The organism is Vulcanococcus limneticus LL, from assembly GCF_002252705.1.
GTDB lineage: Bacteria > Cyanobacteriota > Cyanobacteriia > PCC-6307 > Cyanobiaceae > Vulcanococcus > Vulcanococcus limneticus.
In genome coordinates, this window is sequence record NZ_NQLA01000003.1 from 24299 (window position 1) to 39251 (window position 14953).

Sequence of the window (14953 nt, forward strand, 5' to 3'; positions counted from 1 at the left end):
GCTGTGTCTGCGGCAGCTCTCTCTGCGGCAGGCACTCCTACGGCAGGCCCTGGCTTCAGAAGCCGCCGCCGCCGCCGCCGCCATCGCCACCCCCCGAGCTGCCGCCGCCTGAGCTGCCACCCGAGCTGGAGCTGCTAGGGGAGGTGTGCATCGAGCTGCTGGCACTGCGGCAGCAATCGCTGAGGCTGTGGCCGAAATCGGTGGCATTGAAGCTGTCGCCGCTGAAGCCCGGACCGCCGGCTCCCGAGCTGTCGTCGTACCAGCTGGGTGGCGCCACGAGGATGCCTTTGAAAGCCGCGCTCCAGGCCAGGGCCTGGCCGGCGGCGATGGCGTAGGGCAGGTAGCGCTCGAACAGCTCCGGCGTGAGCGGCAGCCGCTGGAAGCGGGGCGCCTCCACCCGGCCCAGGAACTCGTGGAAGCCCAGGGTCTGGCGCAACAGCACGGTGCCCCGGGTGGTGCGGCTGGGCATGATCCAGGTGAAGAGCAGGATCAGCACCAGGCTGAGCAGCAGGGCCACCCCGATCCACCAGGGATCGGCCTGGCCCTGGAGGGCCACGATCTCGGGCGGCAGCACCAGCCGCAGCAGCAGCGCCAGCACGAGCACCGCGGCGATCGAGCCGAAGAAGGTGGCCGCCCGCACCGCACTGGGCCAGGCCCGGTAGACCTTCTGGGCCAGCAGGGCCTCGCGCACCAGCTTCTCGAAGCCGGGCACATGCACGTAGTAGGTGTTGCGCAGGGCGTCGGTGTCGGTGCTCGCACCGGGTTCCTCGCTGGGGAAGAGGGTGGAGAGCAGGTAGCGCTCGTGGGGCTGGAGCTGCCGCTGGCGCTCGCGATCACTCAGCAGCGTGAAGCGGTAGAGCTTGGAGCTGAAGAGCAGCAGCACCGCCCGCGTCTGGGCCTCGATGCGCAGGTGGCCCTTCACCGCCAGATCCACCAGCGTGGCCCCCAGGGCTTCAGGACTCACCCCCTCGGCCACCAGGCTGGCCAGCAGCGCCGGCGCCAGGCTTTCGGGGGGCTCGTAGGTGACCGGGACCGGGCCAAGGCGAGGATCGCGGCCAACGCGATACCAGAGCAGACCGAGCGGCAGGCCAACCAGAAGCGGCAGCAGCAGCACCAGCCGCGCCTGCAGCCAGCGCAGGGCCCATTGCAGCGGCGTGGGTTCCGCCACCAGCCCCTTGGCAAAGCCCACCGCCAGGGTGAGTCCCTCCCCGGGCTCCAGCCCCCGGGTGGAGCTGGCCGTGATCCCATCCGGGCCGATCTGCAGGCGGGCCTCGCTGGCGGTGGAGCCGGCCACGCCGGTGTACACCGAGGCCCTGAGATTGCTTGCCCCCTCAGGCAGGCGCACCCGGGCTGTGACCCGCTCGATCGGAATCCGCCAGCCGTTGCCGGTGACGTTCCAATAGAGCTCGTCGTGGCTGGGGTAGAAGCGAATGCCGTTCCTGACCCGGTAGCGAATCACGGCGCGGCGGGTGGCGTCGCGGGCCTCCGGGATGAAGATCTTCAGCTGGCGCTGAGCGCCCTGGATGCTGGTTTCGTAGCGATACGGGTGACCCTCGCCATCGCTGACCGACAGCAGCCGCCAGCCCAGCGGCTCGGGGCCCTGGGGTCGGCGGGCCACCAGGGGAATCTCGCGGACCAGGCCGTTCCAGGAACCCTGGAATCGGGCCGTGAGCGTCTCTGTCACCTCCACCGAGCCGGTGCGATCCACCAGCGCCTGCATCTGGAAGTTGGTGAGCTGCAGCTGGCGGCCGGAGGCCTGGGCCTGGGCCGGGTGCCCCGGCGGCCAGGCCACCAGCAGGAAGCTCAGCAGGGCGCCAAGCAGGCCCATCAGCCGCCAGGGGCGGGGGAGGCTCCCGGCGGGCCTGCCGGCGGGGCGCGACCCAGCGAGGCCATGGCCAGAGCGAGGCCCAGCGGCGCCAGCCCTGGAGCCAGGCCGACCTGCGCCCGCCATCAGAAACGGACCTGGGGTGCGGCGGCTTCGCTCGGATCCTCCAGCTCAAAGAACAGGCGACGCCGAAACCCGAAGGACGAAGCGATCAGATTGGAGGGAAACTGCACGATCGCCGTGTTCAGATCCCGCACCACGGCGTTGTAGTAGCGGCGGGCGCTCTGCAGCGCCTCCTCGATCGAGCCCAGGCTGGCCTGCAGGGTCTGGAAGCTCTCCACGGCCCGCAGGGCGGGGTAGGCCTCGGCCAGGGCGAACAGCTGGCGCAGGCTGGAGCCGAGGCGCTGCTCGGCCTGTTGCTGCTCGGCGATTCCCGTGGCCGCCACAGCCGCGTTGCGGGCCTCGATCACGGCCTTGAAGGTGGACTGTTCGTGGCTGGCGTAGCCGCGCACCGTCTCGACGAGGTTGGGCACCAGATCGTGGCGCCGCTTCAGCTGCACGGCGATGTCGGCCTCGGCGTTGTCGGCCAGCACGCCGAGCTGGGCCAGCCGGTTGTAGAGCAGCACCACCACCAGGGCGCCCCCGGCGACGAGCCCCAGCACGAGCAGCGACATGGCCGGTTCCCCGGAGCTCCGAAAAGCGTAGGGGCAATCCCCAGAGGGGCAAGCCGACCCATACCGGCCGGAGCGGCGGCGAGCCCAGCTGGCCGATTTCAGAACGGGCAGGGACTGAGGAACTGCAGCGGCTCGCCGCTGCGGGGATCGGGGAAGGCCAGCTGGGTGGCGTGCAGCCGCAGCCGCGGGGCCGGGCCCTGGCCATCGGGCGGCAGACCGTAGAGGGGATCTCCGAGGATCGGATGGCCGATCGCCGCCAGGTGCACCCGCAGCTGGTGGGAGCGGCCGGTGTGGGGCCGCAGCTCCAGCCGGCTCCAGCCGCCATGGGCGCTGAGCAGGCGCCAGTCGCTGCGGCAGGGCTTGCCGGCCGGATCGGGGCCGTAGAGCGGTGGCCGCTGGCAGCGCTTGGCCAGGGGCAGGCGGATCGAGCCCTCGGCCGCCGCCGGCACCCCCCGTACGTCGGCGCGGTAGTGCTTGAGCACCTTCCGCTCGGCGAACAGGCGGCTCAAGCCACGGTGCAGATCAGGCTCCGTGGCCAGCAGCAGCAGGCCGGAAGTGTCGCGATCGAGGCGGTGCACCAGCTGCGCCGAGGGCCAGCGCCGCCGCAGCCGGGTCAGCAGCGAATCGGCCAGCGCCGGCCCCAGCCCCGGCTGGCAGAGCAGACCCGCCGGCTTCTCCACCACGAGCAGGCCACCGCCGTGATGCCACACAGGCGGATCGGCCAGCGGCGCGGTCAGGAACCCAGCACGGTGGCGATCTGATCGCGGCCGTTGCCCTTGGCGAGATAGAGGGCCTGATCGGCCCGATAGAAGAGGTCGGCGAAGTTGCGGTCGGAGGGGGCCAGGCTCGAGAGGCCGCCGCTGATGTGGGGCTGATAGCCGGAATGGTTGAACACCCCGCCCATGGCGGAGATCTCCACGCGGATCGCCTCGGCCAGGCCGATGGCTTCACTGCTGTCCCGGCCCACGAGCAGCAGGGCGAACTCCTCGTCGCCGATGCGCCCGAACAGGTCCGCCTCCCCCAGCCGGGCCCGGCACATCCGGCAGACGTCGAGCAGCACCCGATCACCGGCCTCGTGGCCCCAGCGGTTGTTGATCTGGCGGAAGTCGTCGATATCGATATTGAGTAGCGAGAGGGGCCGCCCCTCCTGGCGGGCCCTCTCCACCTCCCGCTCGCAGAGGCGGAAAAAGGCACCGCGGTTGTAGAGCCCCGTCACGGGGCAGATGCTGGTGAGCCGCCGCAGCTCCAGCTCCCGCACCACCAGCTCCGCCAGGTTGTGCAGCACCTGCACCTGCTCGGGGCTGAACTGGCGGGGTTGCCGATCGATCACGCAGAGGGTGCCGAGGTTGTGGCCCTCGGGCGACCGCAGCGGTGCACCGGCGTAGAAACGCACCCGGGGCTCCCCGAGCACCAGCGGGTTGTTGCGGAAGCGCTCGTCCTCCAGGGCATCGGGCACCACCAGCACCGTGTCACCGGCGATGGCGTGGGCGCAGAAGGCCATCTCCCGCGGCGTCTGGTGGGCCTCCAGGCCCTGGCGAGACAGGAACCACTGGCGGTCGCGATCCACCAGCGACACCAGGGCGATCGGAGCCCCCAGCACGGCGCTGGTCAGGTGCACGATCCGATCAATGTGCTCATCCGGCGGGCTGTCGAGCACGCCGTGGCGCTCGAGGTCGCGCAAGCGCTGTTCCTCATCCGCCGGGATCGGGTAGTCGGGGAAGGGCGACATCCAAAACTCCCATCCGCTGCATTGAGCCTAGGAGTGCTGGGCGGGGATGCGGCGGGGGCGGGTCGGCGTCGCCACACTGCGGGCAACAGCGCGAGGCAGCCCATGGCCCTGGATCGCTTCAAACAGGCCCTGGCCGCCCTGCTGGAGCAGGCCCCGGAAGATCCCCTGGCCCGCGACGAATACCTGGAGCTCCAACCCCTGCCGAGCGAGGGCGCCAACGACTTCGCCGTCTACCTGTGCGACGAGGAGCACGAGCTGTTCGCCCTCGTGTACCAGGAGCGGCTGTTCCAGGAGGGCGAGGCCGGCCAGGAGGCGGTGCAGGAGCTGGTGGGGCCCTACCTGGAACGCACCTACGGCCTGGGAGCAGGCGACTGGAGCGCGGTGGCCCCCTTCGATCTGGGCTGGCGCAGCCGCGAGTTCCACTGGTTCATCGAGTTCAGCGTGCCGGGCCTCATCCCCAACTGCCGCTTCGACGCCTGATCCGGCCCCTCGCTTCAACCGGAGCTGGGGTCGCCCCCCAGGGGCAGCCAGCGAGTGGAGGCCACAAGGGCCTCAGCGTCCAGACCGGCGCAACGGCGCAGTTCCGCCTGCTGGCTGTCCACCAGGGTGTCGTGCAGCACGGCACCCATGGCCTGGCGCAGCAGCGGACTGGCGGCAAAGGCAGCACTGGCGGCACCCAGATCCTCGGGCAGCCGCGCCGGCGCGGCGCTGCCGAGCGCGGCGGGATCGCCCCGCACCGGATCGGGCAGCGGCCGGGGGTGCGCCAGGCCATCGCCGATCACCGCCTGCAGGGCACCGAGCAGCAGGTAGGGGTTGGCGGCCAGATCGGCCACCTTCAACTCCAGGTGGGCCGCCGCCCCATCCCCACCCGTCGGAATCAGCCGCAGGGCCGCCTCCCGGTTCTCCACCCCCCAGGCCTGGAACGGCGCCGACCAACGGCCGGGCCCCAGCCGCCGGTACGACACCCCCAAGGGGCAGGCCAGCGGCAGCAGCGCCGGCAGCTGCTCCAGCAGGGCACCCAGGACACCGGCCCCGGCGGCCGTGAGACCGGCCGGGCCGTCGCCGCCCTGGAGCAGGGGCAGCCCAGCGCAGCGCACACTCACATGCACGTGGCCGCCGTTGCCCACCCGCTCGGCGGCCGGCAGCGGGCTAAAGCTGCAGCGCCAGCCGAAGCGGGCGGTGACCCGCTGGATCAACAGCCTGGCGGCCACCAGCTGGTCGGCGGCCGCGAGCGGATCGCCCGGCGCCAGGGAGAGTTCGAACTGGCCGGCGCCGTACTCGGGATGGAACTGCAGCCAGGGCAGGTCCGCCGCGTCGAGGGCGTCGGTGATGGCTGCGGCGTAGTCGAGGGCGGCCACCAGGCGGTCGGCGCCGTAGGGCCCGCCGGCCATCGCCGGGTGCGCCTCGCCCCTGGGCCCGGGGTTGGCCACCAGCCACTCCAGCTCGAAGCCCGCCCGCAGCTCCACCCCCTGGGCGGCCAGGGCCTGCTGCTGGCGGCGGCAGAAGCTGCGCTGGTCAGCCGGGTAGGGCTGACCGTCGCGGTCGTGGCGATCGCCCGGCGCCCAGGCCCAACCGCTGGCTGGCTCCAGCGGCCGCAGGGCCGCCAGATCGGGCAGCAGCCGCAGGTCACCATCGGGGCGGGCCAGGCGCTGGCCTGGGTCGATCACCCCATCAATGCGAAAGGCGTCGGACACCGGCGAGAAACCCACCCCCCAGCGGCCCGCGACCTGCAGCTGGGTCACCGGCACCACCTTCACCAGCGGCAGGCCGGCATGGGTCACGAAGGTGATCGCCAGACGGCGCAGGCCCTGATCGAGCAACGCCTGCTGCAGCTCCGCCAGCTGCGGGGCGCTTGGCGGTCCAGGTCGGGAATCAGCGAGCGGATCAGCTGGCCGCTCGGGAGGGGGTTGGGGCGGCAGTTCGGGCGGGAGTTCGGCAGTGCTCAAGCCAGGCCTCCGGCGCAGACCGGAACGGGCAACCAGCCCCATGATTGCCGCGATTCCGCTCCCGCGCCGCCCATGGATCCGCGCCGCACGGCCCTGCTGCTGGTGGATCTGCAGGAGGGCACCTGCGGGGCGGAGCAGGCCAGCCAGAGGCCTGGCTTCCACGGGCTGTTCCGCCAACGGACCCTGCCGGCCCTGCAACGGGCCCTTGCCCTGGCCCGGCGCCAGGGTTTCGAGGTGATCCACACCGTGATCGCCAACCTCACCGCCGATGGCCGCGACCGCAGCCTCGACTACAAGCGCTGCGGCATGGGTTTCCCGCCAGGCTCAGCGCAAACCCGGGTGATCGCCGAGCTGGCGCCGCTGGCGGATGAGCTGGTGCTGCCCAAGAGCTCCTCCTCGCCCTTCAACTCCACGGCGCTCGACTACCTGCTGCGCAACATCGGCATCGAGAGGCTGATCGTGGCCGGCATCCTCACGGATCAATGCATCGATCACACCGTGAAGGATGCCGCCGACCGGGGCTATCGGGTGATCTGCCTCACCGATGCCTGCATGGCAGAGAGCCTGGAGCGCCATCAAGCCGCCCTCGACTGCTTCCGGGGCTACGGCGAGCTGATCGCGGTGGCGGAGCTGGCGGAGCGCCTGGGCCGTCGCGGGAACCTCGATGGCGCCGCCCAGCGTGACGCAGTCGCTCCCCAGCCATCCCTCAATCAGGACGCGGACGCTTGAACGTGATCCGGTAGGACTCCCGGAGCACCCCCGGGGGGTCCGCGGAGGGGATGTCCACGCCAGCCTGGCCGCTGGCAGCTCCGCTGGGGGCCTGGCTGACCGTGGCCATCACCAGCTCCCAGCCCCGATCGCCCAGCAGGTCGAGCAGCTCATGGAACTGGTGGGCCCGCACGCCGTCCGGCGCCCCCAGCTCGAAAGGCAGTCCGTTGATCCGCACCCGCTCCAGCTCGGTGGATCTGCCGTCGTCGAGGAGATCCAGGCGCAGCACCAGATATTGCCAGCGCGGTCCGCTGGCCCGACCCACCACCTCCTCAATGCTCAGGGGCTGGGCCCCAGGGGCCGGGGCCGCATGGGAGGGGATCCAACTGCGCAGGGCCTCCGGCGACACCAGGGCCAGGCGGTCGCCCTGGGCATCGACGAGGGCATAGCCCTCAGGCTGCAGGTGGCTGCGCGCCTCATCGGGACGCTGGTCGGCGGAGAGGAGCCGAAGACCGCGGGCCACGGCCACGGCCGTATCGAATTCGGAGAGCATCGCCAGGGCAGCGGGCCATGGTTGAACCGTAGGCACGGCGACAGGCCTCCACCAGGGCGTCTGCACGGGGCATCCCCAGGGCCCACCGCCCACTACGGATGCGCCAGGGGCAGGCGACAAGCCCCGGCTGAGCCATCACAATGCGCCCAACCTCAGCCCCAGCGCTCCTGATGGCTTCAGGCCCGCCGCCCCAGCAGACATCAGCCGCGGCCCGGCTCGACGGGAGGCCGGGGCTGGGCCGGGGTGTCTGGCGCAGCGGCTTGGGGCCAAGCCATCTCTGGCCAGGCAGCGGAGCGGTGCTGGCCCTGCTGCTGGCGGCCGGCTGCAGCAAGCCAGCGCCCCCACCCCGGCCGCCCCTGGCGGTGCGCAGCGAGCCGGCCAGGCCGGCGGTGTTCCGCCAGGAGGTGGGCACGGTCAGCACCCTGGAGGCGCCGGATGAGGTGAACCTGGCGGCCCAGGCCGGCGGCCGGATCGAGCAGCTGCGGGTGCGCCAGGGAGACCAGGTCAAGCGCGGGCAGCTCCTGGTGGTGCTCGACCAGACCCAGCTCCAAGCCGAGGTGGTGGCCCTGCAGGGCCAGCGCAACGAGAGCCTGCTCAACTACCGGCGCTTCGAGTTTCTGGCCCGCACCGGCGCCGCCAGCGTGATCCAGCGCGATGCGCTGCGCCAGAACTGGATCGCGGCCGAGTCGGCCCTCAAGGCCAAGCAGGCGGACCTGGCCTACCGCGACCTGCGCTCCCCCGTGGATGGCTACGTGAGCGACGTGCGGGTGAATCCCGGCGATGTGATCAAGGCGGGAGATCCCTTCACCACGATCCAGCGCAATAACCGGCTTCTGGCCCGCGTCGAGGTGCCGGCCCGCTACGGCCCCCAGCTGCGCAACGGCCAGGCCGTGATCCTGCAGGACCCGCTGGCCGACCGCACGATCGCCGAGGGCCAGGTGCGCTCGATCGACCCGCGCGTGAGCAGCGGCACCCAGGGGCTGCTGGTGAAGGCCGAACTCGACAACCCAGACGGCAGCCTGCGCACCGGCCAGCGGCTGCGCACCCGGCTGGTGCTTGGCAGCAGCGAGCAGCTGTCGGTGCCATTCGCCGCCGTGACCCAGACCTCGGGCCAGAACTTCGTGTTCGTGGTGGGCAGCCTGGAGCAGCTGGAACGGCAACCCGGGCGGATCTCCAAGGAGCAGCTGCAAGCCCTGCGCCAGCGGGTCAGCGCCGAACCCCAACTGCGCTTCGCCCTGCAGACCCCCGTGCAGTTGGGGCCCCTGCAGAGCAAGCGCTACCCGGTGCTGCGGGGCCTCAGCTCCGGCCAACAGGTGATCGTCACCAACCTGCTGAGCCTGCGCCACGGCGCGCCGGTGCAGGTGAACTGAGTCGCCCCTGATCCGCCACCGTCCCGCACCACAGTCCCGCGACCAGCCGCTGAACCTCCGCGCTGAACTTCCGCACCGATGTCCCCCTCCAACAACTTCATCGTCCGGCCGGTGCTCACGGCGGTGTGCAGTGTGCTGATCGTGCTGGCCGGCCTGATCGCGATCCCGCTGCTGCCGATTGAAAACCTGCCCGACATTGCCCCGCCCACGGTGAAGGTGAATGCCCGCTATGTGGGCGCCGACGCGGTGAGCGTGGAGGAGGGCGTGACGAGCGTATTGGAGCAGCAGATCAACGGCGTTCAGAACATGGAGTTCATCAGCTCCAGCAGCGCCGCCGATGGCACCAGCTCGATCACGGTCTCGTTCGCCAGCGGCACCGATGGTGACATCAACCAGGTGAATGTGCAGAACCGGGTGTCGCTGGCCGAACCGCAGCTGCCGGCGGAGGTTCGGGCTTCCGGCGTGACGGTGAACAAGGCCTCCAACTCAATCCTGCTGCTCTACAACATCACCAGCGACGATCCGGCCAATCCCTACAGCGTCGAGACGATCAGCGGCCTGCTCGACCAATACCTCACCGACCAGATCCGGCGTGTGCGGGGTGTCGGTGATCTGGCGTATTTCGGCAACCGCAAACTGGCGATACGCCTCTGGCTCGACCCCGACCGCCTCAGCGCCTTCAACCTCGATGCCACAAGGGTGGTGGCGGCCCTGCAGAGCCAGAACCGGCTGGTGCCGGCCGGCCAGATCGGCGGTGCGCCTGCCCCGAGCGGCCAGCCCAACACCTTCACGGTGCAGCTGCCCGGTCGCCTGGTGGACCTGGAGGACTTCGAGAACCTGATCCTCAAGCGCACCGACAACGGCGCCCTGGTGCGGCTGCGGGATGTGGGTCGGGTGAGCCTGGGAGGTGAGAGCTCGGATGTGAGCACCACCGACCTGCGCGAAGTGCCGTCGGTGGGCATGGCCGTGTATCAGCTGAGCGGCAGCAACGCCCTGCAGGTGTCCCAGGGGGTGGAGCAGGTGCTGGAGGAGTTCGCCGCCCAGCTGCCCCCAGGGATACGGATCGAGAAGATCTACGACATCACCGACTTCATCAATGCCTCGATCGAGGGGGTCACCGGATCGCTCCGGGATGCGGTGGTGCTGGTGGTGCTCATCCTGTTTCTGTTCCTGCAGGACTGGAAGGCCACCCTGGTGCCCGCGATCGCCATTCCGGTGGCCTTGATCGGCACCTTCGCGTTCGTGAAGGCCTTCGGCTTCTCGCTCAACCAGCTCACCCTGTTCGGCCTGGTGCTGGCCACCGGCCTGGTGGTGGATGACGCCATCACCGTGATCGAGGACACCACCACCAAGAAACGCGAGGGCCTCAGCGCCATCGGAGCCGCCAGGGCCACGATGGATGAACTGTTCGCCGCCGTGATCGCCACCTCGCTGGTGCTGTTCGCGGTGTTCCTGCCGGTGCTGTTCTTCCCCGGCGCCACCGGCACGATCTACAAGCAGTTCGCCGCCACGATCCTGTTTTCGATCGCGGTTTCCACCTTCAACGCCCTCACCTTCTCGCCGATGCTCTCGGCCCTGCTGCTGGCGCAGGAAGGCTCTCCGCCGGGCCGTCGCACCTACGCCATCGCCGGCTGCAGCATCGGCTTTGTCTACGGCCTGCTGGCCTCAGGAGGCGGCGCCCTGCCCGCCCTGGTGGCCGCGGTGGTGGGCACCCTGGTGGGCTACGGCCTGCTGCTGGCCACGGGCCTGCCGCTGCGACTGCCGTTCGCGGCCGGTGGCGCCGTGGCCGGGGTGCTGCTGGGTGGGGTGGAGCAGCCGCTGAAGGTGCTGATCTTCGCCGGCCTCGGGCTGCTGGTGGGCTGGTTCACGCCGGTGATCTTTAAGGGCTTCAACCGCTTCTACGCTGGCTTCGAGCAGCGCTACCGCGACGCCCTGGGCTGGGTGCTGGGCCGCCGGAAGCTGGTGATGGCCCTGCTGGCGGGGGGCATCGCCCTGACGGCCGTGGCCTTCAACGCCATCCCGTCGGGCTTCGTGCCAGTGGAGGACCAGGGCTACCTGATCGGCTTCGTGCAGGCGCCCGATGGCGTGTCTAACCAGACCACCAGCGCCATCAACCGGCAGGTGGCCCAGATCCTGCGGGAGGAGAGCGATCTCGGCAGGGGCTCCGGCGGCAACGAACCCAATGGCTCAGCCAGTGTGGCCAGCGCGGCCATCTTTAGTGGCTTCAGCCTCGATGGCAACGCCCCCAACAAGGGCCTGTTCTTCGTGGGCCTCAAGAACTGGGACGACCGCCCCAACCCCGACCAGGCCTCCAGCGCCCTGGTGGAGCGGCTGAACCGGCGCATGGCCGCGATCGACGGCGCCCGCATCGTGGTGGTGGAGCCGCCGGCGATCCCCGGCTACGGCATGTCGGGGGGCTTCGAGTTCCAGCTGCTCGACCGCAGCGGCGGCGCCCTGAGCCTGCCCCAGTTCTTCGACGCCGCCAACAGGCTGCTGGACCAGGCCCGCGCCAACCCGGTGTTTGCGCGCGTGTTCACCCAGTTCAGCCCGGAGGCGCCCCAGCTGGCCATCCGGGTGAACCGGGAGGCGATGGCCTCGCTCGGGGTGGATTTCGGCCAGGCGATGCAGGCCTTCAGCGTGAACTTCGGCGGCGCCTACATCAATGACACCTTCCAGGAGGGCAAGGTGCGGCGGGTGTACGTGCAGGCCGACGACGGCTTCCGCGCCACCGCCGACCGGCTGCGCAGCCTGGAGGTGCCCAACGCCGAGGGCAAGCCGATCTCCCTGGCCGAGTTCTTCACGGTGGAGCCCAGCACCGGCCCCAGCGTGATCCCCCGCTTCAACCTGTTCCGCTCGATCAAGCTGGAGGGCACCGCCGCCGAAGGCCGCAGCTCCGGCGAGGCGATCAAGGCGATGCAGACCAGCTTCCGCGACCTGGACGTCAACGGCCTGGGCTTCGACTGGACCGGCCTCTCGCGCGAGGAGGTGAAGGCCGGCGCCCTGGCGGCGGTGATCTTCGCCTTCGGCATCCTGGTGGTGTATCTGGTGCTGGCGGCCCAGTACGAGAGCACCAGCGATCCGCTGATCATCCTGATGACGGTGCCCACCGCCATGCTCGGCGCCCTGGTGTTTCTCGCGGCCCGCGGCGAGGTGCTGAACATCTACGCCCAGGTGGGCCTGGTGATGCTGATCGGCCTGGCGGCCAAGAACGGCATCCTGATCGTGGACCTGGCGAACCAGCGCATGGCCGCCGGCGCCACGGCGCTGCAGGCGGCCCAGGAGGCCGCGGAATCGCGCCTGCGGCCGATCATCATGACGGCCATCTCCTCCCTGTTCGGCTTCCTGCCGCTGGTGCTGGCCAGCGGCGCCGGCGCCCGCAGCCAGGCTTCGTTGGGCACCGTGGTGTTCGGCGGCCTGCTGGTGGCCACCGTGCTCTCACTGCTGGTGGTGCCGGTGTTCTACGTGGTGATGAAGCAGTGGCTGGCGCCACCGGCGCCGCCCGCCGAGCAGCCCCCCGTGCTCACGGCGGAGACCACCCCGTGACGCGGCTGCGGGGCCGGGCGGTGGTGCGCACGGGCCTGCTGGGGGCAGGCGTCGGTCTGACGGTGGCCCTGCTGCTGAGGGCCGTGATCCGCCAGAGCACGGTGGAGATGGGCACCACCAGCCAGTTCTGGCTGCTGGTGCTGCTGGTGGCGGGCTTTGCCACGGCCGGAATGGCCCTGGCGGCGGTGCAGCAACTGCAGGAGGGCAGCCCCGATCCTGCCTACCGCCAGCGGCGGGGCCGGAGCGAGCGCCATGACTGATGACACCCCAACGACCAGCCCCGGTGGCGCCAGCAGCCGCGCAGGCGGACTGGAGGACCGGTTGCAGCGCCTGGAGGTCGCCATCGAGGCCCTCAGCACGCGGCTTGGCGCCGTGGAGGCCAGCCTGGAGCTGGTGCAGGACATCAAGCGCTTCCGCCCGCTGCAGCAGCTGCTGGCGGCCGGCGATCTGGAGGCCGCGGACCGGGAGACGGCGCGGCTGCTGCCGGAGCTGCTGGGGCGCAGCGCCGAGGCCGTGAAGCCCGACGACCTGGAACAGTTCCCGATCCCACCGCTGCGGATCATCGACCAGCTGTGGAGCCAGGCCAGCGGCGGCCGCTTCGGCTTCGCCACCCAGGCCCGGCTCTACCGGGATCTGGGGGGTTCCGTGGAGTCGCTGAGCGCCCTGGATGAGGCGCTGTTCAACCGCTTCCGCGCGCGGGTGGGCTGGCAGGGCGGCCGGGCCTTCGCCCTGCTGGAGGAGCCGCCAGCGCTGGGGCAGACCACGCCCGAAGGCCATCTGCCCCTGCGCTGCTGGTACACGGCCTATGGCCTCAAGGCTGCGAACCTGCTGATGGCGCGGTTGATCGAGGGCGGGCTCTGAAGGCCTCGATCGCCTCGGCCAGGGTGGGGAAGAACCACTGGCTGCCGAGCTGATCCGGAAAGCCCGTGCGCCGCAGGGTGCCGAACAGATCCTGCTTCACCCGCGCGAGGGCGAAGACGATGCCCCGATCGGTCAGCTCCCGAAGCAACTCAGCGAGCATGTCGGCGGCGGTGATGTCGATCTCGACGATCGCCTCGGCGCTGAGCACGAACCACTCCACCGGCAGCGGCTCCGCCTCGATTGCTTCGACCACCCGACGGCGGAAGTGCTCGGCGTTGGCGAAGCACAAGGGGGCGTCGTAACGGAAGATCAACAGCCCAGGGATCGTGCTGGCGCCCTCCCAGTCGGCCACATCATGTAGGCCCGCCAGGCCAGGCACCTCACCCAGCACGGCGTCGTTGGGACGCACCAGCCGGGCGAACAGATCGATCACGGACAGCCCCACCGCCAGGGCCACACCGATCAGGATGTCGGTGACCAGAACCCCCAGCAGGGTGACCAGGGCCAGGCGGAATTCACTGCGCTTGAAGGCACGCATCCGCAGAAACTCCGGGATGTCGATCAGGCGCAGGGCCGCGTAGATCACGATCGCCCCCAGGGCAGCCTTGGGGAACAGCACCAGCAGCGGCCGCAGGAACAGCAGCACCAGCACCACGCTCACGAAGGCCACCAGGGAATAGAGCTGGGAGCGGTTGCCCAGGGAATCGGCGATGGCCGTGCGGCTACCGCTGCTGCTCACCGGGAAGCCCTGCAGTAGGCCGTTGCCCAGGTTCACCGCGCCGAGGGCCAGCAGTTCCTGGTTGGCGTCAATGCGATAACCGTTACGGGTGGCGAAGGAACGGGCGGTGAGTACGTTGTCGGAGTAACCCACCAGGGCGATGCCCAGAGCGCTGGCGACCAGGGTGCGCAGCTGACCCGGCTGCGGGAGCGCCGGCCAGCTCAGCTGGGGCAGGCCGGCGGGGATCTCGCCGATCACCGCCACGCCGCGCTGGTCCAGGTGAAACAGCCCCACCACCCCCGTGGCCAGCAGCACCGCCAGCAGGGGCCCCGGCGCCTTGGGCCAGTGGCGCTGGATCCACAGCAGCAGAACCAGCACCGCCGCCGCCAGCAGCAGCGTGGGCAGATGGATGGTGCCCGGCCGCTGCAGCAGCTCCCGCAGCTGGCCGAGCAGCGTCTCCGACTTCAGGGCCGCCCCCGTGATCTTGCCGATCTGGCCGGTGATCATGATCACCGCCACCCCGGCCATGTAGCCCACCAGGATCGGCTTGGAGAGCAGGTCTGCCAGAAAGCCCAGGCGCCCCCAGGCACCGAGGCAACAGAACAGGCCCACCAGCAGGGCGAGCAGGCTGGCCAGGCCGGCGGTGCTGGCTGGGTTACCGGCGGCCAGGGGCGCCACGGCCGCAGCGGTCATCACGGCCGTGGTGGATTCGGGCCCCACCGACAGCTGGGGCGAGGAGCCCGCCAGGGCATAGAGCAGCAGCGGCGCCAGAATCGCCCACAGGCCCGCGATCGGGGGCAGACCCGCCAGCTCGGCGTAGGCCATGCACTGGGGAATCAGGTAGGCCGCCACCGTGATGCCGGCCAGCAGGTCCGCCCGCAGCCAGGGGCGCCGGTAGGCCCGCAGGCTTGCAAGGCCCGGCAGGACTCCGGCAAGGGCCTTTAGGGGGCGGGGCATGGCACGGGCCGCCGGCGGGAGCACTGGTCTCCATGCTGGCAACACCAGCCAGAGGGAGCCATGGCTGGT

13 protein-coding genes are annotated in these 14953 nt (G+C 70.7%); 6 read left to right on the plus strand and 7 right to left on the minus strand.

The genetic code is table 11. The features are described 5' to 3' along the window. Positions 1-55: 55 nt before the first annotated feature. The 4 genes from CJZ98_RS02330 to CJZ98_RS02345 all read right to left on the minus strand — a co-directional run bounded on the left by CJZ98_RS02330 (position 56) and on the right by CJZ98_RS02345 (position 4228). The gene (locus CJZ98_RS02330; protein ID WP_157910837.1) at positions 56-1828 is read right to left on the minus strand and encodes a DUF2207 domain-containing protein; all 1773 of its coding nucleotides are present in this window, start codon (positions 1826-1828) and stop codon (positions 56-58) included. 122 nt (positions 1829-1950) lie between these two features. Next, entirely contained in the window at positions 1951-2499 is a 549-nt protein-coding gene (locus tag CJZ98_RS02335; protein ID WP_094587963.1) for a LemA family protein, read from the minus strand. 98 nt (positions 2500-2597) lie between these two features. Then, the gene (locus tag CJZ98_RS02340; protein WP_232756122.1) at positions 2598-3209 is read right to left on the minus strand and encodes an RluA family pseudouridine synthase; all 612 of its coding nucleotides are present in this window, start codon (positions 3207-3209) and stop codon (positions 2598-2600) included. Between the two features lie 23 nt (positions 3210-3232). Beyond that, complete coding sequence (locus CJZ98_RS02345) at positions 3233-4228, minus strand: GGDEF domain-containing protein (RefSeq protein ID WP_094587965.1); 996 nt, start codon at positions 4226-4228, stop codon at positions 3233-3235. Between the two features lie 102 nt (positions 4229-4330). On the opposite strand from CJZ98_RS02345, the gene CJZ98_RS02350 reads away from it, so the two are divergent. Continuing rightward, a complete protein-coding gene (locus CJZ98_RS02350; protein WP_094587967.1) occupies positions 4331-4708 on the plus strand; it encodes a hypothetical protein in 378 nt (125 codons plus the stop codon). A 14-nt stretch (positions 4709-4722) separates the two neighbouring features. On the opposite strand, the gene CJZ98_RS02355 is transcribed toward CJZ98_RS02350, so the two are convergent. Then, complete coding sequence (locus CJZ98_RS02355; protein WP_232756123.1) at positions 4723-6174, minus strand: type I glutamate--ammonia ligase; 1452 nt, start codon at positions 6172-6174, stop codon at positions 4723-4725. A 72-nt stretch (positions 6175-6246) separates the two neighbouring features. Here CJZ98_RS02355 and CJZ98_RS02360 point away from each other — a divergent pair, with 72 nt between their 5' ends. Continuing rightward, a complete protein-coding gene (locus CJZ98_RS02360) occupies positions 6247-6903 on the plus strand; it encodes a cysteine hydrolase family protein (RefSeq protein ID WP_094587971.1) in 657 nt (218 codons plus the stop codon). Here the strand turns inward: CJZ98_RS02360 and CJZ98_RS02365 are convergent. Then, the gene (locus CJZ98_RS02365) at positions 6881-7471 is read right to left on the minus strand and encodes a hypothetical protein (protein WP_157910838.1); all 591 of its coding nucleotides are present in this window, start codon (positions 7469-7471) and stop codon (positions 6881-6883) included. The genes CJZ98_RS02360 and CJZ98_RS02365 overlap by 23 nt on opposite strands. Before the next feature lie 224 nt (positions 7472-7695). On the opposite strand from CJZ98_RS02365, the gene CJZ98_RS02370 reads away from it, so the two are divergent. The 4 genes from CJZ98_RS02370 to CJZ98_RS02385 all read left to right on the plus strand — a co-directional run bounded on the left by CJZ98_RS02370 (position 7696) and on the right by CJZ98_RS02385 (position 13209). Next, on the plus strand, positions 7696-8805 hold the full coding sequence (locus CJZ98_RS02370; RefSeq protein ID WP_232756124.1) for an efflux RND transporter periplasmic adaptor subunit: 1110 nt from the start codon (positions 7696-7698) through the stop codon (positions 8803-8805). Positions 8806-8883: 78 nt separating this feature from the next. Next, complete coding sequence (locus tag CJZ98_RS02375; RefSeq protein ID WP_094587977.1) at positions 8884-12348, plus strand: efflux RND transporter permease subunit; 3465 nt, start codon at positions 8884-8886, stop codon at positions 12346-12348. Then, the gene (locus tag CJZ98_RS02380; protein ID WP_094587979.1) at positions 12345-12608 is read left to right on the plus strand and encodes a hypothetical protein; all 264 of its coding nucleotides are present in this window, start codon (positions 12345-12347) and stop codon (positions 12606-12608) included. Before CJZ98_RS02375 ends, CJZ98_RS02380 begins: the two co-directional genes overlap by 4 nt. Beyond that, positions 12601-13209, plus strand: coding sequence for a GUN4 domain-containing protein (locus tag CJZ98_RS02385; RefSeq protein ID WP_094587981.1), 609 nt, complete (start codon positions 12601-12603; stop codon positions 13207-13209). The genes CJZ98_RS02380 and CJZ98_RS02385 overlap by 8 nt, the downstream gene beginning before the upstream one ends. Here CJZ98_RS02385 and sulP read toward each other — a convergent pair. Continuing rightward, positions 13160-14884, minus strand: a complete 1725-nt coding sequence (gene sulP, locus CJZ98_RS02390) for a sulfate permease (RefSeq protein WP_094587983.1) — start codon at positions 14882-14884, stop codon at positions 13160-13162. The genes CJZ98_RS02385 and sulP overlap by 50 nt on opposite strands. Positions 14885-14953: the final 69 nt, after the last annotated feature.

Excerpts from the sequence above, each read along its gene's own strand:
- CJZ98_RS02360 (WP_094587971.1), top strand. The coding sequence starts at position 6,247 with ATGGATCCGCGCCGCACGGCCCTGCTGCTGGTGGATCTGCAGGAGGGC.
- sulP (WP_094587983.1), bottom strand. The coding sequence starts at position 14,884 with ATGCCCCGCCCCCTAAAGGCCCTTGCCGGAGTCCTGCCGGGCCTTGCA.
- CJZ98_RS02375 (WP_094587977.1), top strand. The coding sequence starts at position 8,884 with ATGTCCCCCTCCAACAACTTCATCGTCCGGCCGGTGCTCACGGCGGTG.
- CJZ98_RS02345 (WP_094587965.1), bottom strand. The coding sequence starts at position 4,228 with ATGTCGCCCTTCCCCGACTACCCGATCCCGGCGGATGAGGAACAGCGC.
- CJZ98_RS02385 (WP_094587981.1), top strand. The coding sequence starts at position 12,601 with ATGACTGATGACACCCCAACGACCAGCCCCGGTGGCGCCAGCAGCCGC.
- CJZ98_RS02350 (WP_094587967.1), top strand. The coding sequence starts at position 4,331 with ATGGCCCTGGATCGCTTCAAACAGGCCCTGGCCGCCCTGCTGGAGCAG.
- CJZ98_RS02330 (WP_157910837.1), bottom strand. The coding sequence starts at position 1,828 with ATGGGCCTGCTTGGCGCCCTGCTGAGCTTCCTGCTGGTGGCCTGGCCG.
- CJZ98_RS02335 (WP_094587963.1), bottom strand. The coding sequence starts at position 2,499 with ATGTCGCTGCTCGTGCTGGGGCTCGTCGCCGGGGGCGCCCTGGTGGTG.